23 protein-coding genes are annotated in these 21715 nt (G+C 62.6%); 13 read left to right on the top strand and 10 right to left on the bottom strand.

The window, feature by feature from the left end:
* Nucleotide 1: 1 nt before the first annotated feature.
* Both A2J01_RS28460 and A2J01_RS28455 read right to left on the bottom strand, forming a co-directional pair.
* On the bottom strand, nucleotides 2–379 hold the full coding sequence (locus A2J01_RS28460) for a hypothetical protein (protein WP_042453130.1): 378 nt from the start codon (nucleotides 377–379) through the stop codon (nucleotides 2–4).
* Nucleotides 376–843, bottom strand: a complete 468-nt coding sequence (locus tag A2J01_RS28455) for an Asp23/Gls24 family envelope stress response protein (RefSeq protein WP_003941912.1) — start codon at nucleotides 841–843, stop codon at nucleotides 376–378. The genes A2J01_RS28460 and A2J01_RS28455 overlap by 4 nt, the downstream gene beginning before the upstream one ends.
* A gap of 184 nt (nucleotides 844–1027) precedes the next feature.
* On the opposite strand from A2J01_RS28455, the gene A2J01_RS28450 reads away from it, so the two are divergent.
* Both A2J01_RS28450 and A2J01_RS28445 read left to right on the top strand, forming a co-directional pair.
* Nucleotides 1028–2206 carry an NAD(P)/FAD-dependent oxidoreductase gene (locus A2J01_RS28450; protein WP_228232526.1) on the top strand — a complete coding sequence of 393 codons (1179 nt, stop codon included), beginning with the start codon at nucleotides 1028–1030 and terminating at the stop codon, nucleotides 2204–2206.
* 42 nt (nucleotides 2207–2248) lie between these two features.
* Nucleotides 2249–3013 carry a glutamate racemase gene (locus A2J01_RS28445; protein WP_064114067.1) on the top strand — a complete coding sequence of 255 codons (765 nt, stop codon included), beginning with the start codon at nucleotides 2249–2251 and terminating at the stop codon, nucleotides 3011–3013.
* 47 nt (nucleotides 3014–3060) lie between these two features.
* On the opposite strand, the gene A2J01_RS28440 is transcribed toward A2J01_RS28445, so the two are convergent.
* Entirely contained in the window at nucleotides 3061–3429 is a 369-nt protein-coding gene (locus A2J01_RS28440) for an SPW repeat domain-containing protein (protein WP_003941901.1), read from the bottom strand.
* Between the two features lie 361 nt (nucleotides 3430–3790).
* Here A2J01_RS28440 and A2J01_RS28435 point away from each other — a divergent pair, with 361 nt between their 5' ends.
* Both A2J01_RS28435 and A2J01_RS28430 read left to right on the top strand, forming a co-directional pair.
* Nucleotides 3791–4528: a DNA alkylation repair protein gene (locus A2J01_RS28435; RefSeq protein ID WP_064114066.1), complete on the top strand. Its 738-nt coding sequence runs from the start codon at nucleotides 3791–3793 to the stop codon at nucleotides 4526–4528.
* 38 nt (nucleotides 4529–4566) lie between these two features.
* The gene (locus A2J01_RS28430) at nucleotides 4567–5883 is read left to right on the top strand and encodes a glycosyltransferase 87 family protein (protein WP_064114065.1); all 1317 of its coding nucleotides are present in this window, start codon (nucleotides 4567–4569) and stop codon (nucleotides 5881–5883) included.
* Here the strand turns inward: A2J01_RS28430 and A2J01_RS28425 are convergent.
* Entirely contained in the window at nucleotides 5855–6910 is a 1056-nt protein-coding gene (locus tag A2J01_RS28425) for a ferredoxin--NADP reductase (RefSeq protein ID WP_054827751.1), read from the bottom strand. The genes A2J01_RS28430 and A2J01_RS28425 overlap by 29 nt on opposite strands.
* 361 nt (nucleotides 6911–7271) lie before the next feature.
* On the opposite strand from A2J01_RS28425, the gene mdo reads away from it, so the two are divergent.
* From mdo to A2J01_RS28400, 4 genes are all read left to right on the top strand, one after another.
* Nucleotides 7272–8546, top strand: coding sequence for an NDMA-dependent methanol dehydrogenase (gene mdo, locus A2J01_RS28415; RefSeq protein WP_064114070.1), 1275 nt, complete (start codon nucleotides 7272–7274; stop codon nucleotides 8544–8546).
* Nucleotides 8547–8631: 85 nt separating this feature from the next.
* The gene (locus A2J01_RS28410) at nucleotides 8632–9714 is read left to right on the top strand and encodes a MadB family AAA-type ATPase (RefSeq protein WP_063314739.1); all 1083 of its coding nucleotides are present in this window, start codon (nucleotides 8632–8634) and stop codon (nucleotides 9712–9714) included.
* Nucleotides 9711–11234, top strand: coding sequence for a MadC family VWA domain-containing protein (gene madC, locus A2J01_RS28405; protein WP_064114064.1), 1524 nt, complete (start codon nucleotides 9711–9713; stop codon nucleotides 11232–11234). The genes A2J01_RS28410 and madC overlap by 4 nt, the downstream gene beginning before the upstream one ends.
* A 56-nt stretch (nucleotides 11235–11290) precedes the next feature.
* Entirely contained in the window at nucleotides 11291–11638 is a 348-nt protein-coding gene (locus tag A2J01_RS28400; protein ID WP_054187805.1) for a hypothetical protein, read from the top strand.
* On the opposite strand, the gene A2J01_RS28395 is transcribed toward A2J01_RS28400, so the two are convergent.
* The gene (locus tag A2J01_RS28395; RefSeq protein WP_054187804.1) at nucleotides 11627–12046 is read right to left on the bottom strand and encodes an RNHCP domain-containing protein; all 420 of its coding nucleotides are present in this window, start codon (nucleotides 12044–12046) and stop codon (nucleotides 11627–11629) included. The genes A2J01_RS28400 and A2J01_RS28395 overlap by 12 nt on opposite strands.
* An 11-nt stretch (nucleotides 12047–12057) precedes the next feature.
* Nucleotides 12058–12420, bottom strand: a complete 363-nt coding sequence (locus A2J01_RS28390; protein WP_003941922.1) for an RNHCP domain-containing protein — start codon at nucleotides 12418–12420, stop codon at nucleotides 12058–12060.
* A 435-nt stretch (nucleotides 12421–12855) separates the two neighbouring features.
* Here A2J01_RS28390 and A2J01_RS28385 point away from each other — a divergent pair, with 435 nt between their 5' ends.
* Genes A2J01_RS28385 through A2J01_RS28375 form a run of 3 tightly spaced genes read left to right on the top strand, consistent with a single transcriptional unit; the run spans nucleotide 12856 to nucleotide 16158 of the window.
* Nucleotides 12856–14061, top strand: coding sequence for an iron-containing alcohol dehydrogenase (locus tag A2J01_RS28385; protein ID WP_003942060.1), 1206 nt, complete (start codon nucleotides 12856–12858; stop codon nucleotides 14059–14061).
* Nucleotides 14062–14104: 43 nt separating this feature from the next.
* On the top strand, nucleotides 14105–15478 hold the full coding sequence (locus A2J01_RS28380; RefSeq protein WP_064114063.1) for a MadS family sensor histidine kinase: 1374 nt from the start codon (nucleotides 14105–14107) through the stop codon (nucleotides 15476–15478).
* Nucleotides 15475–16158, top strand: coding sequence for a MadR family response regulator transcription factor (locus tag A2J01_RS28375; protein ID WP_003942005.1), 684 nt, complete (start codon nucleotides 15475–15477; stop codon nucleotides 16156–16158). Before A2J01_RS28380 ends, A2J01_RS28375 begins: the two co-directional genes overlap by 4 nt.
* Here the strand turns inward: A2J01_RS28375 and A2J01_RS28370 are convergent.
* Nucleotides 16155–16694: an RNA polymerase subunit sigma gene (locus A2J01_RS28370; protein WP_042921062.1), complete on the bottom strand. Its 540-nt coding sequence runs from the start codon at nucleotides 16692–16694 to the stop codon at nucleotides 16155–16157. The genes A2J01_RS28375 and A2J01_RS28370 overlap by 4 nt on opposite strands.
* Nucleotides 16695–16777: 83 nt before the next feature.
* Entirely contained in the window at nucleotides 16778–17272 is a 495-nt protein-coding gene (locus tag A2J01_RS28365; RefSeq protein WP_064114062.1) for a GbsR/MarR family transcriptional regulator, read from the bottom strand.
* A gap of 68 nt (nucleotides 17273–17340) precedes the next feature.
* On the opposite strand from A2J01_RS28365, the gene A2J01_RS28360 reads away from it, so the two are divergent.
* Both A2J01_RS28360 and A2J01_RS28355 read left to right on the top strand, forming a co-directional pair.
* Complete coding sequence (locus A2J01_RS28360) at nucleotides 17341–18276, top strand: ABC transporter ATP-binding protein (RefSeq protein WP_003942009.1); 936 nt, start codon at nucleotides 17341–17343, stop codon at nucleotides 18274–18276.
* A complete protein-coding gene (locus A2J01_RS28355) occupies nucleotides 18273–19943 on the top strand; it encodes an ABC transporter permease (protein WP_064114061.1) in 1671 nt (556 codons plus the stop codon). Before A2J01_RS28360 ends, A2J01_RS28355 begins: the two co-directional genes overlap by 4 nt.
* An 11-nt stretch (nucleotides 19944–19954) precedes the next feature.
* Here A2J01_RS28355 and A2J01_RS28350 read toward each other — a convergent pair whose 3' ends face one another.
* Together A2J01_RS28350 and A2J01_RS28345 are read right to left on the bottom strand one after the other, a co-directional pair.
* On the bottom strand, nucleotides 19955–20743 hold the full coding sequence (locus tag A2J01_RS28350) for a thioesterase family protein (RefSeq protein WP_042920993.1): 789 nt from the start codon (nucleotides 20741–20743) through the stop codon (nucleotides 19955–19957).
* Nucleotides 20744–20976: 233 nt separating this feature from the next.
* Nucleotides 20977–21453 carry a MaoC/PaaZ C-terminal domain-containing protein gene (locus A2J01_RS28345; RefSeq protein WP_064114069.1) on the bottom strand — a complete coding sequence of 159 codons (477 nt, stop codon included), beginning with the start codon at nucleotides 21451–21453 and terminating at the stop codon, nucleotides 20977–20979.
* Nucleotides 21454–21715: the final 262 nt, after the last annotated feature.

Below are 21715 nucleotides of genomic sequence, written 5' to 3'. Positions count from 1 at the left end.
GTCAGTTCCCTTCTCGAATGTTCGGTGCAATGTCTGTGACGGTGGCAGGCTCGGTGACTGCGTTTTCGGCATCAACGGGTAGATATCCCGCTGTCGACAGGTCGCCGACGGTCACGTTCACCGGTACGTCGACCAATCTCGCCACCACCGCTCGTACGCGCTCGGCGACGCTGCGAACGTCGGCCGGATAGTGAACGGAAATGTGTACAGCACAGGAGTTTTCGTCGACGACGACGCCGGTGATGCGGCGTCCGGGGAGGTAGGTTCCCACTTCGCCGAACTGTCCTCCGTGCAGATCTGCCACTTCCGGGATGGCAAGAACCGCGTCGGCGACTACCTCGGCCGCGTCGATCTCGCGGCCGGCGTCGGCGGTACTCACTGAACCCTCGGCTTGGCTTCCGGATCGGTACTGCCGCCGCTCTCTGCATCCTCGAAGAGCATGACGTCGAAGACGGTGATGTTGACCTCGGTGACCTCGAGACCCGTCATGCTTTCCACTGCGGCAATGACGTTGCGGCGGATACCTACCGCCAGTTCGTGGAGTGCGACGCCGTACTCGGCGACAATGCCGATGTCGATGGCGGCTTGTTTCTCGCCTACCTCCACCGCCACGCCCTGGGCATGGTTGACGCGGGCGCCCGGTATGCGGTCGCGAAGTGCCCCCACCGCACGCGCTGTGCCCCCGCCGACGTCGTACACGCCGTTGATCTCGCGGGTCGCGATACCGGCGATCTTGGCGACCACGGCGTCGGCGATGATCGTCTTACCCTGGGTGCTGACTAGTTCCGCGCCACCGTCGGCGCCGAATCGGACGCTGTTCTTTTCACTGGAATCGCTGGTCATGGGGGCTCCCTGCTCATGTGTCAGTGCGTGCGTCTGAAGTACCTCCAACTGTAGTGACTGGTAGGTGACCATGCGGGATGCACCACACCTACTCCGGCATTTGGTATGGCAGAGTCGGAGGCAAATAGTGACGGCGTTCATAGTGAGCGCTGAAAGTGACGTGGGTCGGACAGGGTGGTACGTGGTGGCACGGATAGTGATCGTGGGTGCGGGTTTGTCGGGACTGCGGACCGTCGAGGAACTGCGACGAGCGGGTTTCGAAGGTGAATTGACGCTCGCGGGTGGAGAAACGCATCTGCCCTACGACAGGCCTCCGTTGTCGAAGGAAGTGATCCGCGGCGACAAGGACGAGACGACCTTGCGTCCGGCCGAGTTCTACGTCGAGAACAAGGTCGATCTCAAGCTCGGTTCGCCGGCAACCTCGGTGGACACGGTCGCCAAGTCGGTGGCGTTCGCCGACGGATCCACCCTGGACTACGACGAGTTGGTCATCGCGACCGGACTGACTCCGCGTCGCATCGCCGGCCTTCCGGAGTTGTCCGGAGTGCACGTTCTGCGCTCCATCGAGGAAGCGTTGGCCCTCCGCGCCGACCTTGCTCCCGGTAAGCGTGCGCTGATCGTCGGGGCCGGCTTCATCGGCTGCGAACTGGCCGCGAGCATGAAGTCTCACGGCGTCGACGTCGTGTTGCTCGAACCCCAGCCGACGCCGCTGGCGTCGGTGCTCGGCCCCACCGTCGGCGCCCTCGTCGAACGTCTGCATCGGAACGAGGGCATCGACGTCCGAGTCGGTACGGGCTTGACCTCGCTGTCCGGCGACGGAGCGGTTGCCGCTGCGACCTTGAGCGACGGTTCGGAAATCCCGGTCGACGTGGTCGCGATCGGAGTCGGTTCGGTGCCGGTCACGGAATGGCTCGACGGTTCGGGGATCGAACTCGACAACGGAGTGCTCTGCGACGGCGTCGGCCGCACCAGCACCGAACACGTCTGGGCGGTCGGCGACGTCGCGTCCTGGCAGATCGGAGATCGACGCAAGCGTGTCGAACACTGGACCAATGCTGGGGACCAGGCCAAGATCCTGGCGGGAGCGATCACCGGAACGGGTGATCCGGATGCGCCGGCGCAGGTTCCGTACTTCTGGAGCGATCAGTACGACGTCAAGATCCAGGCATTGGGGACCGTCGCACCCACGGACACCGTTCACATCGTGAAGGACGACGGCCGAAAGTTCGTCGCCTACTACGAGCGCGACGGTGTGCTGGCAGCTGTCGTCGGCGGCGGTAGCGCGGGAGCTGTGATGAAGATGCGCGCGAAGATCGCAGCCGGCACGCCCATCTCGGACGTGTTGGAGTCCACACCGGCCTGAACGGATGAGGCAGGACCGGTTCCGAGGCGATAGATTTGTGCGGTGATCGTTGCACTCATCGACTCGGGACTGGGCCTGCTCCCTACCTCTGCGGGGCTCAGACGCCTGCGCCCGGATCTCGATCTTGTGCTGTCCCTCGATCCGGACGGCGCCCCCTGGGGACCCAAGCCCGAGCAGTGGGTCGTCGACCGGGTACTCGGTGCGGTGCGGCGGAGCCTCGATCGTGGGGCTCAGGTCATCGTTCTTCCATGCAATACCGCGAGCGTCACCGCTCTCCCACACGTCCGCGAACTGGTCGGACCGGGTGTGCCGGTCATCGGAACGGTGCCCGCGATCAAGCCCGCGGCCGCCGCGTGCGATTCAGTGGCGATCTGGGCTACCGCCGCGACGACTGCCAGCCGGTACCAAGCCGATCTGATCGAACAGTTCGGCAACGGCGCCAAGGTCGTCGGGGTGCCGTGCCACGGCCTGGCCGATTCGATAGACCTCGGTGATCGTGCAGCCGCACTTGCAGCCATCGAATCCGCAGTGGCCCGGACGCCGGACGACGTCAACGGCGTTGTCCTCGGCTGCACGCACTACCCACTGCTCGCGGACGAAATCGCAGCGCGGCTACCCGCCGGTGTCACACTCTTCGACAGTGCCGAAGCCGTTGCACGACAGACCCTGCGGCGGATCGACGGGCTCGGTGACGCGGGTGAAGGATCGGGAACCGTCGAGGTTTTCGTGAGTGGACGTCCGGGCGCGCTACCGCCCAGCGCCGAAGCCTTCGACGCCGGGCGGTTGTTGGGCGCGATCAAAGCCTGATCCAGCCTGCAGCCAGCCATTCATCAATGGGCAGCTACTCCGCTCCGTCAATGGGCGGCTACGCCGCCGTGACCCCCGTGATGCATCCGCGCACTCATCACCGGCATCGCACTCACCGCGACCACAACGGTCAGGACCCCGACCACCCAGGCCGTCCACGACGCACCGCGTAGAGCGTCGAAGCTCATGACCCAGGGTGAAATGAACATCAAGACGCCGAAAACGCCCATCGCGTAATCCGCCATGGCCATGTCCGGACGTGCCATGTGCGCCAGACCCGACAGTGCAACCAGGACACCCAGGACGACGAGTGACCACATTGCCCGATCGGTGGTGTCGAGCCACATCGGCGAGAGAGCCGCAAAGACGCCGAGAACCACCGCGACGGCATCTTGCATTCGATTCCACGACTTCATGACGAGACCTCCAAAGACGAGAGTGTGTCCACCTGTAGTACACGCCCGCGGCAGATCGAGATCAACTCTCCGCCAATTGCATTCGCGTTGCAGTTAGAGGCGATCTGGAGGCTCGAATATCAAGATTTGTGACTATTCGTCCGGATTGCCACGAGCCCGCGCGGAGCGCTGGCCGCGATATGTCCCGAGAGTGCCATGAGGGTGAGAGTGGTGAATGCGATAGCGGCGGTGATCATGGGTGGTCCTTTCACTGACTGTCCTCGAGTGTCGTCTGCCGACCTGTGGCCGAGCAGGGCACACGGTGTGAGGACGCTGAGAGAATCGAAGAGTCCGCACAGACGACCCGTGAGAAGGTTCTGGGGTGACGCAATCGAGTGCTCAGGACGTGATCGAACAGTTGGCCGACCTCGCGGATCCCGCGGATGCCGTCCAGCTACAGAAGTTCTTCAAGACAGCGCCGGGGGAGTACGGCGAGGGTGACGTCTTCATCGGCGTGCGAGTACCGAAGACGCGTTCGGTGGTGAAGAAGCATGTCGGTCTCGAGTTGCCTCAGGTACGCCTCCTTCTCGACAGCGACGTCCACGAGCATCGCTTGGCCGGTCTGTTGATCCTGGTTGCTCGATTCGAAAAGGTCAGTCGCCCAAAATTTTTCGACGACGAGAGTCGCTCCCGCATCGCCGACTTCTATCTCAGCGCTGTCGAGGACGGGCGGGTGAACAATTGGGATCTCGTGGATTCGTCCGCCGGACAGATCCTCGGCGGCTGGCTGTACGACCGAGATCGCCGGCTGATCTTCGAGCTTTCCGATTCGGGTGACCTGTGGCGACGACGGGTGGCGCTGCTGACGACGTACGGATTCATCACTCGCGGCGACGGGTCGACCACGCTCGAGCTTGCCGCGCAGGTGCTGGGTGATCGACGAGACTTGACCCAGAAAGCGATGGGCTGGATGCTCCGCGAGGTGGGCAAGCGGGTGGACCGGGATTTGTTGACCGGTTTCCTCGCGAAGAATGCAGCAGACATGGGACGCACGGCACTGAGCTACGCGTGCGAACACCTGACCGCAGACGAGCGAGCGCACTTCCGGGCGGCCCGCTAGCGAAGTACCGCTCGGTAGGTTGTGGGACGATTCTCGGTATGCCCGCCACCCGTGTCGAGGCGTCTCGAATTGTGACGATCGGTTCACTGATCGCTGCCGGCGTCGCAGCTCTGTGTTATCTCGTGTACTCCGTTCGAGCCGTCGAACCCGTTGATTTTCTCGTCTACCGCTACGCTGCCCAGGCGTTCGCAGCGGGATCGAACATCTACGAGGGCAATCTGACCGGCCCGTTGATCGTCGACGAGGGTATGCCGTTCACCTACACCCCATTCGCGGTGATCTTCCTCTGGCCGACTGTCCTCTTCGACTGGTGGACTGCCTATCTGCTGTGGTCGGGATTGTGCATCGCGGCGTTGGTGTGGACGGTTGCGAGGTTCACTCCCGCTCGCGTCCCCAAGCGGCCGCTCGTCATGGCGGCATTGGTCCTGGCCGTGTCGGTGACCCCCATCGTCAGTGCGCACATCTCATTCGGCCAGGTGAACTTGGTGCTGATGGTGCTCGTACTGCTCGACGTGACTCGCCGAGAGGATTCGAGATTCGGCCGGTGGTTTCCGCGAGGACTGCTGATCGGCGTCGCGGCCGCGATCAAGCTGACTCCGGCTCTCTTCATCGTCTACTTCGTCGTCACGAAGCAGTGGCGACTCGCGATCTGGAGTTCGATCGGATTTGCCGCGGCGACCGCCGTCGCAGCAGTGGTGGACCCGGCCGTCAGCTGGACCTTCTGGTCGGACGTCGTCTGGAACCTCAGCGACCGGGTGGATTTGAGCGGGCAGGCGATCGCGAGTGCCGGCAACAGTTCGCTGCAGGGCGGACTTGCCGCGCTGGGCCCATGGACAGCGTCTCTGGCGATGCCGTCGACCGTGCTGTGCGCGGGGGTAGCGCTATGGATCGCCCGAGATGTCTATCGCGTCGGGCGAGCGGTCGATGCGGCGTTGGTGATCGGATTGAGCGCGCCGATTCTTTCGCCGATCAGCTGGATTCACCACTGGGTGTATCTCGTGCCTGCTGCCGTCACGGTTCTCTTTCGGCTTCGATCGCCGCTGCAGTTCGGTGCGGCCGCTCTGGGGTTGGCCATCGTCTACTGCGGGCCGAGTATGGGACAGCAGTTCATCGAGACGTCGCCGCTCCTGCTGCCGTTCGGGTTGCTCCTTCGTGAGGGCTTCCTGATCGTGACCCTGGTGCTGATTCTTGCGCTGTGGCGGTTGCCCACAACGGCGCCTGCGTGGGTTTCGCGGCGGGACTCGGAAGATGACTCGGGAGACTCCGAACATGACAAAGCCCCCGATTCCGCAGGGAATCAGGGGCCGTCATGCATCGAAGCAGGGTTCAGAACTCGATCTTCAGGTGATCGGTGATCGGCTTCGCCTGGCAACCGAGGATGTAGCCGTTCGCCACGTCCTCGGCGTCGAGGATTTCGGAGTTGTCCATCTGAACTTCGCCTTCGGTGACGGTGCAGGCACACGACCCGCACTCGCCTTCCTGGCAGGAGTACGGCACGTCGAGGCCCTTGGCGAGCATGATGTCGACGAGCGTCTGCTTGCGCGGCCAGACGAGGGTGTGGGTTTCACCGTCCAGTTCGACCTCGACGGTTGCGGCGTCGGCTGCTTCCTCGTCGGAGACCTCGGCTACCTCGACGTCACGGAACGGGTCACCCGCGAGTGAATTGAAGACCTCGGCGTGAACCTGCGTGCGGGGCATGCCGGCCTCTGCCAGTGCCTTGTGGACGGCGTCCATGAAGGGGCCCGGACCGCACATGAAGGCCTCGTACGCGACAAATGGCTTGGACAGTGTCGCCAACTGTGAGACGGCGGGGAGTCCCTGCACGGTTTCGATCCAGTGGACAACGGTGAGGCGGCCGGGGTGTTGCGCTGCCAATTCGCGAAGTTCGGCGCCGAAGATGACGGACTTCTCGTCGCGATTCGCGTAGATGAGCACGACGTTGCCGCTGCCCTGCGTGAGGGCGGACTTGAGGATCGAGATCACCGGAGTGATACCGCTGCCTGCACCGAAGAGCAGGAAGTCGTGATCGAGCGACTTGGGCGTGAAGACACCTGACGGCGGCAGCACTTCGATGGTGTCGCCGACCTGGAGCTTGTCGCACAACCAGTTGGAGCCGTAGCCGTCGACGGTTCGCTTGACGGTCACCTTGGGGGCGTCGTCGGTGAAGGGGGAACTGGCCAGCGAGTAGCAGCGTGCGACCGAGCCGGTCTGATCACTCGGGATGCGCAGGGTCAGGAATTGACCTGGCTTGTAGTCGAACTTGTCCTTCAGTTCTGCGGGAATCTCGAACACCAGCGACCGGGCGTCGGAAGTCTCTTCGATGACTCCGGACACGGTGAGTACCGCCGATCGCGAGCTGTGCGGTACCTCGACTGTCGTCATCGCGAAGCTAGTCCTCTCGTGAAGCTGGGTAAAGCGCAGGTCAGTGAAGTGCAACATCTAGAACGTGTTCTAGTTCAATGTTAGCAGTGATGAAAAGCTACTGGGGATCGTAGTCGCCGAGCAACACGTTCCCGATCAGCGGGAACCACGGCGGTCTGATCCAGCCGTCCTGGCAGTCCGGGGTGGCGTCGACCTGCCCGAACGGGCGGTTCGTGGGCGGCGTCCGGGCGGTTGAGCTGCCGAAGTCTGTGCACGGGCTGTTTGTCGGTACACAGTGGGAACCAGGTGAGACGCCGGTCACAAAGAATCGGCTCGAATCCCTCCCGCAGTCACATTCGTGCACATCCCTGAGGAGATACCGATGGCTATCGAGCTCAACCAGATCTGGGACTTTCCCATCAAGGAGTTCCACCCCTTCCCTCGCGCCCTGATGGGTGTGGGCGCTCACGACATCATCGGGGTGGAGGCCAAGAACCTCGGCTTCAAGCGCACCCTTCTGATGACGACCGGTCTGCGCGGTTCGGGCATCATCGAGGAACTCGTCGGCAAGATCGAGTACCAGGGTGTCGAGGTCGTGCTCTACGACAAGGTCGAGTCGAATCCCAAGGACTACAACGTCATGGAGGCCGCGGCTCTCTACCAGAAGGAGAAGTGCGACTCGATCATCTCGATCGGCGGTGGTTCGAGCCACGACGCCGCCAAGGGTGCTCGCGTCGTGATCGCACACGACGGTCGCAACATCAACGAGTTCGAGGGCTTCGCCAAGTCCACCAACAAGGAGAACCCGCCCCATATCGCCGTAGCCACCACGGCCGGAACGGGTTCCGAGACGTCGTGGGCGTACGTCATCACCGACACGTCGGACATGAACAACCCGCACAAGTGGGTGGGCTTCGACGAGGCGACCATCGTCACCCTGGCGATCGACGATCCGCTGCTCTACTACACCTGCCCTCAGCATTTCACCGCGTACTGCGGCTTCGACGTACTCGCGCACGGCAGTGAGCCTTTCGTGTCTCGTCTCGATTTCGCGCCTTCGCTCGGTAACGCGATCTACTCGGTCGAGTTGGTCGCGAAGAACCTGCGCGAGGCCGTCTTCGAGCCGCGCAACCTCAAGGCCCGCGAGGGAATGATGAACGCGCAGTACATTGCCGGGCAGGCCTTCAACTCCGGTGGCCTCGGCATCGTTCACTCGATCTCGCACGCGGTCAGTGCCTTCTTCGACAGCCACCACGGTCTGAACAACGCCATCGCGTTGCCGCGTGTGTGGGAGTACAACCTGCCTTCGCGCTACGAGCGCTACGCCCAGTTGGCCGGCGCACTCGGTGTCGACACTCGCAACCTCACCACGGTTCAGGCCGCAGATGCTGCCGTCGAGGCTGCCATCCGTCTGGCCAAGGACGTCGGTATCCCCGACAACTTCGGTCAGGTTCGCACCGACTCGTACGCGAAGAACCAGATGAACACCAAGAAGTACGAGGGCCGTGGTGATGTCATCAAGGGTGACGAGAAGACTGTGCGCGCCATCTCCGAGCACATTCAAGACGACTGGTGCACCCCGGGCAATCCCCGTGAGGTCACCGTGGAGTCGATGATCCCGGTTGTCGATCACGCGATCAACAAGTCGTACTTCTAGCAGGGCCTTCGGCCCCGTGCGCCTTTTTGGTAGCCCGCACTACCAAAAAGGCGCACAGGGGCTTGCCCCCCATGAAAGGTATTCCATGTCCGGTCGCAGTTTCTCCAGCGGAATCGAAGTGAAAGATGCTCTGCGAGAGCAGGACTACATTGCCGATGACGAGTTCGCGGTAGTCGTTCATCTGGCGACGGCGCTGGGGCGTCCGCTCCTGCTCGAAGGTCCGGCCGGTGTCGGCAAGACGGAACTGGCGAAGTCTCTGGCTGCGATCGGGGGCCGCAAACTGGTGCGATTGCAGTGCTACGAAGGGCTGGACGACAATCGCGCCCTGTACGAATGGGACTACGCGAAGCAACTCCTGCACGTGCAGATGCTCCGCGACCGGATCAGCGATCAGGTTTCCGAATTCGACAGCGTCGCCGAAGCGTCCAAGTTTCTGGCCGATCAGGATTTCGGTTTGTACTCCGAGAACTTCCTGTCCGTACGACCGCTGCTCGAAGCAATCCTCTCACCCGATCCGGTAGTGCTTCTGGTCGACGAGGTAGACCGCACCGAGGAGTCGATGGAAGCACTGCTCCTCGAGATTCTCGCCGAACAGCAGATCACCATTCCCGAGGTCGGTACGTTCGTTGCCCGCTCGCAGCCCTGGGTCATCCTGACGTCCAACGACACCCGCGAGCTCTCACCCGCACTCAAGCGTCGTTGTCTGCATTACCATCTCGGCTATCCGACATCGGAGCGTGAACGCGAGATCGTCACGGCCCGAGCGCCGGAGGTGGATTCGGCTACGGCCACCGAGGTTGTCGAATTGGCTCGCATCTTGCGTGATCTCCCGCTGCGCAAGAGCCCGTCCATCTCGGAGGTCATCGACGCGGCCAGAGCGGCAACAGTGCTCGCGGCCGGCGGATTCGACACCGCTTCCGACGCCAAGGTGCGCGACATCCTGCTCACGGCGTTGCTCAAGTACTCGTCCGATGTGACGCTGGCCAAGGAACGATTCGACGGAAAGCGTCTCGAATCACCGTCGCGTGACGGCGGCGAGCCGATCGAGCGGTCCACGGTGGCAAGCAAACCCGCCAACACGACGACGGCCGTGTTCCGGGGCACGGGTGGACGTGACCCTCATCAACAGGGAATCCGCGGCGGCAGCGGAATCCGTTCGACGCGATGACGACGCTCGGTGGCCTTGCCGTGTGGCAACCGTCGTTTGTTCTCGACGTGGTGTCCGCGAGTTTCGGCCGATTGCTGAGGGCGGCCGGAGTTTCCGCGTCACCGGCCGAGGTCATCGAGGTTCGGCGTGTTCTCGCGATGGTCGGCGCTTCGGATCGTGAGACGTTGCGAGCATGTCTTCGGGCAGTGTGCGCCAAGTACTCTCACGAGCAGGCCGGTTTCGATCGGGCGTTCGACGCGCTGTTCCGGCCGGCCGCAGGCAAAGCGCACGGCGAGCGGATGGGTTCGCGCGCCGAGGTGGCGGACGGTCTACCTACCGCGCTGGGGATCGACGAGGATCAAGAAGTTGGTCGGTACGCCGAGTACAACGAGCGTGCGGCCGAGGTCGGCGACTACTTCGACACTCCGGAAGCGGAGAAGGGCTTCAACCCGCACAAGGACGACGACGATGTGTCGATGACGTCGAGCGATGCCGAACTGTCGGTCGATACCGGTTCGGAGACCGGTCGACGCGGAGTCAGTTACACGGTCGACGTGGACCGTGCAGCATCGGCGGTGGCCGGTGACCTGAGCACCAGTGTTGCTGCAGCAGTGGTCGGCTCGCTGTCCTGGGACGATCCGACGTCGATCCTCGCCTGGTTGGATGCCTACGACCCGAGCAAAGCGTATGCAGATGTCTCCGACGACGGGCCGTTGACGCAAGCACAATTGAACCGGCTCGTCGAGGCGGTCGAAGCGTTCGTGCAAGCACTCTCGGCAGCTGCACTCGCCGAAACCGCTCCCGATGCGCCCGACAGTGAATCTGCAGCGGGCGCAACGCACAACGACATCGAACTCGCGTGCCACGAAGTGCTTCGGCGGATGAGAGGACCGTCCAGACCTCGGCCCCGTGAGCGCTCTCGTGGGCATCTCGACATGCGGCGCACGGTGCGTTCGAGTCTGCGCACCGACGGAATTCCCTTCCATCTGGTCGTGAAAGCTCCTCGCCCCGATCGTGTTCGACTACTTCTCATCGCCGACGTGTCGCTGTCCGTGCGCCCCATCACCGCGTTCACTCTGCGCTTGGCTCAGGCAATGCATCGCCGAGCAGATCGTTGTGAAGTCCTCGCCTTCGTCGATCGTCCGGTCGACGTGACCGACACCCTTCTCGCCAGTAGTGGTGACGGCGCACTGGCCGCGGTACTCGCGCACCCGGTTCTGGATCTGGAAGCCAGCAGCGATTACGGGCGGGTGCTCACAGAATTGTTGGACGAGCACGGAAACACCTTGAACTCACGGACGTCTGTCATCATCGTGGGCGACGGTCGGTGCAACGGGTTGCCCCCGCAGGCGGACAAGCTCGAGGAACTCCGCCGAAAGGTCCACCGTCTGGCCTGGATCACGCCTGAACCACAGCGTTACTGGAACCAGGCATCGTGCGCGATGCCGGAGTATTCGGAGATCTGCGACGAGGTTGTTGTTGCCCGAGATGCCGCGCAACTGATGGCAAAGGCCGCCGAGCTGGGGCACGCACTTCGCTGATGTCAGTGCACTTCACCGATGTCACTGCGCGATCTGTCGTGAACTAGTTTGATCTCATGTCCGAAATCAGGGGATCGATCTGGCGACCGATCGCGGCGCTGACAGTGCTCGGCGCCGTGTGTGGGGTTGTGGCGCTCGGCGTGTTTCAGTGGTGGTGGAAGTCGTTGGCGTCACCGCACATTCTCACCGGAGGATCCTATCGGGAGCCGTTTTCCGAACCGACATACACCGGACCCATATTCATGGACCTCTTTCCGGCAGAACCTGCCCCGTGGTTGTACTCGGGACTGGTCCTCGGACCGACTGTGGTCGGCTTGCTCGCCGGGATCGTGTTCGTGGTCTTCGTCCGGTGTAATCGTGCGCAGAACCGCGCGAGTACACCGGACGAATCATCAGAGCGCTAGCAACGCGCGCGAGCGCAGGCGGGGGTCTGCCAACGGACGTAGCGCCAAGCGCAGCAGGACCAAGACGTTGTCGTCGCCGGCAATCCTGTTGACTTTCAACGTATTGCACTCGACACACTGGTGAACGAGCATCCATTCACCGTCTTGACGGACCGACAGGCACAGCGCCGCCATGGCACCTCGGCACTGTTGTGCTCGGTCGCCCGGAACGCGACCGTCCACGTGGCGGCTGGCCAGACAGTTCGGGCAGTGGTTCCGATGAGCGGTACCCGGCGCCGCAGTGGAGATGTCCAAACGGCATGTGAGACAACGGAAGCTCGATCCTTGTTCTCCGCCGATTCCGTGCAGTACGTGCTTGGCCCGTTGCGGTGCCCGCCGCGCGCGGGTGCTGGGATTCCTACGTGGCATCTGATTCCCCCTCACAAGTCGCCGAAGGCTTCGAGCGGGAAGGGCGGTTGCGCGAGCGGTCGCACTGCCATTCTCATCAACAACAACTGGTTGTCGTCTCGGCTGACGGGGTTGGAGGTGAGCTCGAGGCACTGTGCGCAGCGGTGGATGATCATCCAATCGCCACTGCGCAGTACTGCGATCGAAATGGGAGCCATCCGCATTCCGCAGTCCGACGGTCCACCTTCCACCTGGTCGAACAGGTGTCGGGAATGCAGGCAACTGGGGCAGTGGTTTCGGCGATCACCATCGGGGCCGTACGTCATGACTGTGAGTCCGCACTGAATGCACGAGAAGGTGTCGGTTTTCGAGATGGAATTGTGTGATTGAGGCACTGGAGAACTCCTAGCTGAGTGAACAAAGCAGTAGGAGCAGGCCGAGGGGGCCTCGCGGCTGTCAGTCCGACGTTTCGAGGATCAGCATGTGACCCTCGAGGTTGCCGGCAGTGCAGGGGCGGGAGGCGCGCTCGGCGCGGGCTGGGTCATAAACACCTTCTGAATCGGTTCTACGGGCCACTCTGGCCGCAACCGAAAGTACAGCGGGACCTTCTCGCCGCGCCATTCATTTTCCCGAGACGCCTTACCTGCCCGAACGGGTAGGTAAGCGCCTCTCCTTCGGTGGGTGTGCCCCGACTGCTGTCCGCGTAGGCTCGGGTCCAGCGATTGTAAGGTGGATCACACCAGTTTGTGCACGTGGGAGTTGATGCGCTGAGAGCGACGGATGCGAAATCCCGACCGGAGATCTCAGAGCAGCGAGAGGAGAGTGGGGTCGTGTCCGTGGCATACCCGGATGCTGTGAACCACGGTGTTCATCGCCGCGGCACTGCTGCTCGACTGGTCAAATTTCACGCCCCCGAGATCGTCTTCGGTATCGGTTCCCTGGTCGAGGCAGCACACGCGACTCTGAGGTTCGGCGGGTTCCGGCCATTCCTGGTCACCGATCCCGGTCTGATCGACGCGGGGTGGGTCAGCGAACTCGAAGACCATCTCACGGAGCAGGGATTGACGGCGACGGTGTGGTCAGGGCTGACGCCCAATCCCAAGGACTTCGAGATCGCGGCCGGTTTCGAGGTGTACCAGGAAGGCGAGTGTGACGTCATCATCGCGCTCGGCGGCGGTTCGGTCATCGACGCGGCTAAAGGTGTAGCCGTCCTCGCTGCCAACGGTGGCAACATACTCGACTACGAGGGGGTAGATCAGGCGACCAAACCGATCCCGCCGTTGGTGATGGTTCCCACCACGTCCGGCACGGGCGCGGACGTGTCGCAGTTCTGCATCGTCACGGACACGACCCGCGGCACCAAGATCACCATCATCGGCCGGGCGCTGGTGCCAGATGTGACGGTCATCGATCCGCGGTTGCTCACGACGATGCCCGAGTGGCTCAATGCAGCAACAGGATTGGACGCATTGACGCACGGAATCGAAGCCTTCGTCTCACTGGCGCACAATCCGTTGACCGATCATCACGCGCTCCGCGCGGTCGGCCTCGTGACCGAGAACCTGGTGCACACGATCCAGGACCCGATGGAGATGGAAGCTCGATCGGTGATGGCGCAGGCGAGCCTCGAGGCCGGGTTGGCGTTCACCAACGCGATACTCGGAGCCGCGCACGCCATGAGCCATCAGGTGGGCGGCATGCTCGACCTTCCGCACGGCGTCATCAACGGAATTCTCTTGCCCCACGTCATCCGGTTCAATTCCACCACGGACGCCGCCCCCTTTGTCGCCATCGCTGCGGCACTGAGTCTTCCCGAGCAACGCGGCACCCCGGAGGAAGCAGCGCTGGCGGTGGCCGACCGGGTCGAGCGTCTCGCCCGGGAGGTCGGTGTGCCGAAGGGGCTGGGGGAGTTGGGTGTTCGCGAGGAAGACCTGAGTAGGCTCGCCAGCTTCGCGTTGCTCGACGCCTGCATGTCCACCAATCCCAGGGAAGCGACGCAGGAACAGATGGTGGCGTTGTTCCGAGGTGCCTTGTGAAGATGGACGCTGTGAAGAGGGACGCTGTGAATTGGTGCAGGCGATGACCGCGGACCTGTCCCGGCTCACCGGATTACGATCGGGTAAGAGTTCGTTCTACCCGCAGTATCGCGGTGCGGCCGAGCGCCTCGAACGCGTCGTGCATGCCTTGGAGTTGATCTCGCGGGCTTTGGTGCGCACCGTCGAGGGGCCGGAAACCCTCGTCTGCGCGGTCGCGGAAGCTGCCCGTGCGCATCTGAGTGCCAACTGGATAGTCTTCGCCTTGGCTGACGGAACTTTGCCCGACGCCGGACCACGGCGACTGGTTCTCGGCCCGGACGCCACCCCTTTTCTGGTCGACAATGTGGAGGGGCCGCCACTTCCGGAGGATGTCGTCGAATGCCTCGACGACATCCGGTACGGAAGAATCGAATCCAACTCGGTGATCGACGCGCACTACGCGTTTGTGCCGATCGTGCTCGGTGGCGGCGTGGTAGGTGCCTTTGCAGCCTGGACGCCGGCCAACCGAACCCTCGACACGACGGACGGAGCCGTGCTCAGCATTCTGGCCAGCCAGACTGCTGTGGCTCTGCAGAATTCGGCGCTCTATCAGCGCGGACAACTACTGCTCGAGCGTGCCGAAGATGCGTATGCGGAGGCCAATCGTACTGCAGCCGACCTTGCGGTGCGCAACAGCGAATTGGAGTCCACTCAGCGTCAACTCGGAGTGGCGCACCGGCACCAAGTGGTCGACGACGAACGTCACCGGATCGCCCGCGAACTGCACGACAGTGTGACACAGGCGGTGTTGTCGGCCGGCATGCAGATCGAGGTCTGCCGGAGTGACATCCCGGAGGCTGAACGCAGTGAAAGACTGGACTTGGCAAAGGATTTGACCAGGAGGGCGGTCGAGCAGCTTCGTTCGGCGATCTACGCGCTCAATCATTCGTCGGACGCGGACCGGACGTCGTTGCCCGAGATGCTCGAGCAGCTCGGCGTGGTTCACATGCCGGACGAGTTGGCGGTGAGCGTTCGCGTCGGCGGTACCCCGACCGAACTTCCGGGCGATGCCGAACACGCTCTTCTCCGGATCGCTGGGGAAGCTCTTTTCAATGCAGCGGTCCATGCTCACGCGAATCGGGCGGTGCTACGTCTGACCTATCGGGCGGACTCCGTGTTGCTGTCGGTCTCCGACGACGGTGACGGCGACCCTGCGCGAATGCGTCTGATCCTCAAACTCGCAGCCACCAACGACGTCGACGGCCGCCATCGCGGTCTCGCGAACATGCAGGCGCGAACACTCGAGTTGGGTGGTGCGCTCGAAGTACGGCGCGCGCGGATCGGTGGGATTCAGATTCTCGTGCGACTACCACTGCCGTTCGACTCGGGCATGGAAAACCTTTGCTGCACCACTGAAATCGAGAGCGAGGAATCATGACCACTGCGCGTCCCGTCATCACCCGCGGAGCATCGCCGGTTCAGGGATTGGTTCGAATCGTCCTGGTCGACGACCATGCAATTCTGCGGCAAGGGCTCCGCTCGGTTCTCGAGCGCGAAAGCGATCTCGAGATCGTGGGGGAGGCGTCGTCCCTCGCCGAGGCACTCGCCGTGGTCGACAAGGTCGGCCCGGACATCGTCCTGATGGATCTCAAACTCTCCGCCAGTTCCGACTACGAGGGACTGACCCTGTGTGGCCAGCTGTCCTCGGCGCATCCCGGTCTCGGACTGTTGGTTCTCACCACGTTTCTCGACGATCAACTGGTGGTGCGAGCGGTGCACGCGGGTGCTCGCGGCTATGTCGTCAAAGACGTCGACACCACCGAATTGGTGCGTGCGATCAGGGCGGTCTCGCGGGGTGAGAGTGCGTTCGATTCGCGCAGCGCGTCAGCTGTCGTGCGATCGCTCAACGGGCAGTCGTCGTCGAAAGAACGATTGACCGATCGCGAACTCGAAGTGCTCAGACTCCTCGCAAACGGCTTGTCCAACATCAAGATCGGTGAGAGATTGTTCATCTCACCGACCACCGTCAAGTTTCACGTCAGCAACATCATGCGCAAACTCGAGGTGAGCCGTCGAGCAGAGGCCGTCTACGCCGCGAGTAAGCAAGGTCTGATCTAGCTCCGCTCGGAGACCGTCCAGGCGCGCAGCGCTTGATGCTGTACGAGGAGCACGCTCGAACGAGTTGTGCGCAGAGTCGACGCGGTCATCTCGGCAGTCAGACCCACTGCGATTCGTAGTACCAGAACCTCACGTTGGTCGTCGGTCAGGCGACGCGGGCGTTTGAATTGTCCGTCGATGTTGCGTGACTGGGGAATTGACGCAATTCGTCGAGAGGCCAACTCGTACGCGAAGGTCTCGATGCGTGTGTCGGCCGAGATCGTGTCGGACATTCGTGTGACGACGTCCAGGGTGCATTGGTGGGCGAGATCGTCGGCGAACGTCGCGACGGGCGTCCCGAGGAGTCTGGCGCGATAGTAGAGAACGACGCGAGGGTGCAACCGGGCCAGTAGTTTCGACAGTGCATGGTGATCACCGGCGAATGCCTCGGCGGCGGTGCGATTCAGGGAAATCGATCGTTCACAGGTTTCGGGTGAAGCGGTACGCGCGAAGGGTGGAGTCGGTGAAGTGTTCGCGCCCCTGATCGACAGCTTCATCAGCAACTCCTCGATTACACCGCACCTGACCATGCTGGAACGAGAATTGAGGTACCCCGCCGAAATTGCGGGTAAACCTGAAGTTACCTGCCAGGTGTCCGGTCTTTTCGCCGGGAGCGCCAGTCCGCGAGCATTCGCGGCATTTCCGCGGCCATGAAGTCGAAGAAGTCGCGCAGATCTGCCATTCGATCGCCGGCTGTGGTTCCTTCACCGAGGAATCGTATGCCCTCGTCCGCAACTGCCGAGACCTGGTAGAGCGAGGACTGTTTCGTGACAAACGCGTCGGCCCACATGTCGACGCTGACGCAGTAGTGCTGACGCCGCGATCCGGGGACGGCCACACGCTCGATCAATCCGACTTGCTGGAGGTATCTGACGGCTCCGGAAATGGCGGCGGGGCTCACTCCCAACCGAGATCCGAGATCTCCTGGCGTGGACGAGGGTGTCTCGCTGGTCATCAACGCGGCCCAGACGCGGGCGGGCATCGGCGGAAAACCCATGTCGCTCAGTACGAGTGAGAGTCGCTCGACATAGTGTCGGCTCTCGTCCGGTGCAACGGTGTGGCTGGTGTCGGTCATCGGAACCCTTCGATCTTTCCGTCTTTTCTATCTTCACACATTTGTGAAATCGGCGTACGGTCAAATTCATGGGTGCGGCAATTTCAGTGAAAAGCCTCGTCAAGACCTTCGGTACCACCCGCGCGCTGGACGGCCTCGACCTCGACGTCTCGACGGGTGAAGTGCACGGATTCCTGGGGCCGAACGGTTCCGGAAAGTCCACCACTATTCGGGTGCTCCTCGGCCTGCTCCGCTCGGACTCCGGAGACGCAACCGTTCTCGGCGGCGATCCGTGGCGAGACGCTGTTACTTTGCATCGACGTCTCGCCTATGTGCCTGGCGACGTGAATCTGTGGCCCAACCTCACCGGCGGTGAGGCTATCGATCTGTTGGCGGGCCTGCGCGGTGGCCTGGACCGAAAACGCCGCAGCGAGTTGCTCGATCGCTTCGAATTGGACCCGACCAAGAAGGCGCGCACGTACTCGAAAGGTAACCGGCAGAAGGTTGCACTCGTGGCCGCGTTCTCGTCCGACGTCGACCTTTACGTCCTCGACGAACCCACATCGGGGCTCGACCCGTTGATGGAGGCGGTATTCCAGGACTGCGTCGAGGAGGTGGCTCACGCCGGAAAGACGGTACTGCTGTCGAGCCATATCCTCGCCGAGGTCGAAGCGCTGTGCGATCGTGTGAGCATCATCCGCGACGGGCGGACGGTGGAAGAGGGAACACTGTCCGAACTCAGGCATCTCACGCGCACGTCCGTCGCGGCGGAGACGCAGCGTCCGATCGGTGGACTCGACGGACTGGGCGGTGTCCACGACGCCGTGATCGACGGTAACCACGTCACCTGCGAAGTCGACAGCGCGCAACTCGGACCACTCATGACGTACTTGGTCGGATTCGGAATCGTGGCGCTCACTTCCACTCCGCCGACTCTCGAAGAACTTTTCTTGCGGCACTACGGTGACGAACGGGCCAGGGAGACTTCGGTACACCTGCGAGCCGAGACCGGAGTACGGCCGTGACCGTTGTTGTCGAGGCCGCTTCACCGGTACCGGCCTCGGCAAGTCAATTCACCGGCACACGCCGACTGGTTCGGCTGGCTTTGCGGCGGGACCGAATTCAGCTCTCCGTGTGGGTTATCTCCATCGTCTTGTTCATGCTGCTGGTTGTCGCCAGTGTGACCGGGCTGTACTCGACACCCGAGGAATTACGAAACATCGCAGTCAGTTCCGCGGTATCGCCGGTCGCGCTGGCGACCAACGGGATCGTGTCCGGTGATTCGCAGGGCGCGATAGTCGCCAGTCAGTCGGTGCTCGTGTTCGCGTTGGTGGCCGCATTGATGAGCACCCTTGCGGTGGTTCGCCATACGCGACAGAACGAGGAGACCGGCCGAGCCGAGATGATCGGTGCAGCGGTGGTAGGTCGACGAGCGCTCCTGACCTCCGCACTGATCGTAACGGTCGGTGCGAACGTCGTTCTTGCACTGGGAATTGCACTGGGATCGATCGCCGTCGGTTTGCCTGTCGTCGGTTCGTTCGCGTTGGGCGCCTCGATAGGTGGGACCGGAATCGCGTTTGCCGGAGTGGCAGCCGTGACGGCGCAGATCACCGACGGTGCTCGTACGGCCAACGGCCTGGCGGGTGCCGCGATCGGCGTTGCGTTCATGCTGCGCGCGATCGGCGACGTGAACAGTACGGTCGTCGACGACGGAACTCGCGTGGTCAGTGGCTGGTTGTCGTGGCTCTCGCCGATCGGATGGGCACAACAGATCAGACCTTTCGACGACGACGCCTGGTGGATCCTTTTGTTGCTGCTCGGATTTGCGGCTGTGCACGTGGTGGTGGCTTTTGTTCTCATCGGCCATCGCGATCAGGGAGCGGGGCTCGTACAGCCCCGTCCCGGCCCGCCAGTCGCGGCATCGTGGCTACCGTCGGCCTGGGGCCTGGCGTGGCGCATGCAGCGAATGACGATGTTCTGGTGGATCTTTGCCGTTGTCGTTCTCGGGTTCGCCTACGGCGCTGTGGGCAACGAGATCGACGCGATGGTGGGATCGTCGCAGCAGACTGCGGAGATGTTCGAGAAACTTGGCGGCGGCGGATCGGATCTGGTGGATTCCTACTTGGCCACTGCTCTGGGGCTCACGTCGATAGTCATCGCGGCGTATTCGGTCCAGAGTCTTCTCCGGATGCGGGGCGAGGAAACATCGGGACGGCTCGAACCGTTGCTGGCAACGTCTTTGTCGCGGTGGAAGTGGATGCTTTCCCACCTGGGTGTGGTTGTGGGCGGCGTGATCCTCGCGCACGTCTTGATGGGTGCCTTCACCGGTTTTGCCTTCGGGCTCGTCACGGACGACATCGGCGGCAACACACTTCGTATGACTGGCGCCGCGTTGGCCTATCTGCCTGCGGTGCTCGTAGTCGTGGGGTTGGTGTCGTTGGCTTTCGGACTGTTTCCGACGTACGCGTCGGCGCTCTCCTGGGGAATCTTGGCGGCATGCATCGTGCTCGGGCAACTCGGCACGTTGCTGAAGCTTCCGCAGGTAGTGCTGGATCTGTCGCCCTTCACCCACGTGCCGGGTGCCCCTGCCGAGCCGGTAACAGTTCTGCCACTGCTGGCAATGATCGTTGTGGCAGTAGCGCTTTCGACAGCATCGCTTGTTGCGTTCCGTGCTCGCGACCTCCAGGTGTAGGAGAGCTGAACTCAACTAAGAATTCGACGAAGCTGGCGAGCCCGAGCAGCAAGTCGTCCGGTCGAGTCGAATAGTTCGGATTCGTCAACACAGAGAGTGTCCGTCGCCCAGGCAGTCCCGTGGCGTAGGCGATACCACGGTGACAGCGTTCGGGGATCTGCCGTGAGGTGCTCCGGTGTGAAATGCGCGGTGAACTCGATGGTCGGTATGGCCACGGGCATCGTCAGTGTCGCGAACAGTCCGGGCGGAAGCGCGTCGAGAAGGACCGCGGCACGCTCTTGGGCCGTGAAATCGAGGTCTGTGAGCAGGCGGATCCAAACGTCGAATTCAGGGGAGTCGCCACCGGCGAACGGCCTCGCGGAATTGATCGGCCGGATGTCGAGGTGCTGGGCGAACGGCACAAAATCCACCGGAATCTCCAGCGGCGGCAGGGTTGACGGGTCGGCCGGAGCCGGTTCGGCGACAGGGGCGGACATTGTTGTAGCTCCTATGTCGCGGGCCAACCGAACGAGAGCGGATCCCGAACCGGTCAGCGTGACGTGGCAACTGACGGTCCGCCCGCCCCGCATCTCGCCGACAGTCAACTCGGCCGGCCCAGGAGGAACGGGGCGGTCCAGGTGCGCCGTAACTGCCAGCGGTTCGGCTCCGGACGCGTCGGCCGCCACTCGCAGCATCCGTGCAATTGCGAGTCCGCCCTGGATGCCGTCGAAACTCCGCCAACTGGAGTCGAATTCGGTGTGATGACGCGCTGCGTCGGTCGACGGCGCGGCCGCCACTGATGCCTGACTAGTAATTGCCATAGTCAGCACCCTAGATGCTGACTATGGCCGTGGCAAGCTAGGGTCTATTCGGGAGTGCTGGACGACCCACCGAAGAGCATGTAGATGAGGATCTGAAGAATGCCGAGAGGATTGATCTCGCCGAGGCTGCTCATGTGTGAGGAACTCCTGATTGCAGGGATGGGTATTGTTGCGTCGCAACGTCACTGAAAGTACGGCAATTCGGACAGTGTGGTGCGAAATTTACCGATAATTCACTGTCCGAGAGTCGAGCGGCAGTGCAGGTAGGCGTCAGTGACCACGTCGAGAACGCGATTGCCGTGTGCATCGACCAATTTCGCTGTGATGGTCACCAATCCTCGCGCGCGATTGTCGAACACGACGTTGTCGACGGTGACCTTTCCGCTCAGGGTGTCACCGGGGCGAAGCGGACGGAGGAAGCTCACGTCGCGCATGGTTTTCCCGGCGATCACGTTCCACTGGTCGTAGAGACTGGCGGCCACCAACTTCTGGCAGATCGACAGGGTGTGCAGCCCGCTGGCGATCAACCCGCCGAAGACGCCGGACTCGGCGGCTTCCTTGTCGATGTGAAACCACTGGGGATCCCACTGAGTTGCGAACTCGACGATTTCCTCTTCGGTCACCGAATACGAACCCAATGGGATCACTTGGCCGATCTCGAGATCCTCGGCGAACACTGCGCGTTTGTGAAGGGCGGCCGAATCGTTCATGGTTGTGAAAATCTCCTGCGTGTTCCGGGTGTACTCGGAACATACTCTCGCAGTGTGTTCGAGTCGGTCTCCGGTGTCGTCGGGCAATGCAGGGTCACTAGAATCGCCACATGGTCGACGACGCGAAAATCGAGCCGAGGGCGCTGGTAGGAAAGTGGCACTTCGAGCGGGACATCGTCGACCGCCTTTCTGGTTCCACCAAGCATGTATTCGGCGAGACCACTATCTCCGACGCCGGTGACGGTCTGATGCGCTGGTACGA

Origin of the sequence: Rhodococcus sp. EPR-134 (assembly GCF_001647205.1) — a bacterium.
Classification (GTDB): Bacteria; Actinomycetota; Actinomycetes; order Mycobacteriales; family Mycobacteriaceae; genus Rhodococcus_F; species Rhodococcus_F qingshengii.
Note: the sequence above shows the minus strand (reverse complement) of the source record. Positions and strands in the feature narration are given on the sequence as shown.

Coding starts and splice junctions, on each gene's coding strand:
- A2J01_RS28370 (WP_042921062.1), bottom strand. CDS start 16,694: ATGAAGCTGTCGATCAGGGGCGCGAACACTTCACCGACTCCACCCTTC.
- mdo (WP_064114070.1), top strand. CDS start 7,272: ATGGCTATCGAGCTCAACCAGATCTGGGACTTTCCCATCAAGGAGTTC.
- A2J01_RS28440 (WP_003941901.1), bottom strand. CDS start 3,429: ATGAAGTCGTGGAATCGAATGCAAGATGCCGTCGCGGTGGTTCTCGGC.
- A2J01_RS28410 (WP_063314739.1), top strand. CDS start 8,632: ATGTCCGGTCGCAGTTTCTCCAGCGGAATCGAAGTGAAAGATGCTCTG.
- A2J01_RS28380 (WP_064114063.1), top strand. CDS start 14,105: ATGACCGCGGACCTGTCCCGGCTCACCGGATTACGATCGGGTAAGAGT.
- madC (WP_064114064.1), top strand. CDS start 9,711: ATGACGACGCTCGGTGGCCTTGCCGTGTGGCAACCGTCGTTTGTTCTC.
- A2J01_RS28425 (WP_054827751.1), bottom strand. CDS start 6,910: ATGACGACAGTCGAGGTACCGCACAGCTCGCGATCGGCGGTACTCACC.
- A2J01_RS28365 (WP_064114062.1), bottom strand. CDS start 17,272: ATGACCGACACCAGCCACACCGTTGCACCGGACGAGAGCCGACACTAT.
- A2J01_RS28395 (WP_054187804.1), bottom strand. CDS start 12,046: ATGCCACGTAGGAATCCCAGCACCCGCGCGCGGCGGGCACCGCAACGG.
- A2J01_RS28430 (WP_064114065.1), top strand. CDS start 4,567: ATGCCCGCCACCCGTGTCGAGGCGTCTCGAATTGTGACGATCGGTTCA.
- A2J01_RS28455 (WP_003941912.1), bottom strand. CDS start 843: ATGACCAGCGATTCCAGTGAAAAGAACAGCGTCCGATTCGGCGCCGAC.
- A2J01_RS28375 (WP_003942005.1), top strand. CDS start 15,475: ATGACCACTGCGCGTCCCGTCATCACCCGCGGAGCATCGCCGGTTCAG.
- A2J01_RS28345 (WP_064114069.1), bottom strand. CDS start 21,453: ATGAACGATTCGGCCGCCCTTCACAAACGCGCAGTGTTCGCCGAGGAT.
- A2J01_RS28360 (WP_003942009.1), top strand. CDS start 17,341: ATGGGTGCGGCAATTTCAGTGAAAAGCCTCGTCAAGACCTTCGGTACC.
- A2J01_RS28350 (WP_042920993.1), bottom strand. CDS start 20,743: ATGGCAATTACTAGTCAGGCATCAGTGGCGGCCGCGCCGTCGACCGAC.
- A2J01_RS28400 (WP_054187805.1), top strand. CDS start 11,291: ATGTCCGAAATCAGGGGATCGATCTGGCGACCGATCGCGGCGCTGACA.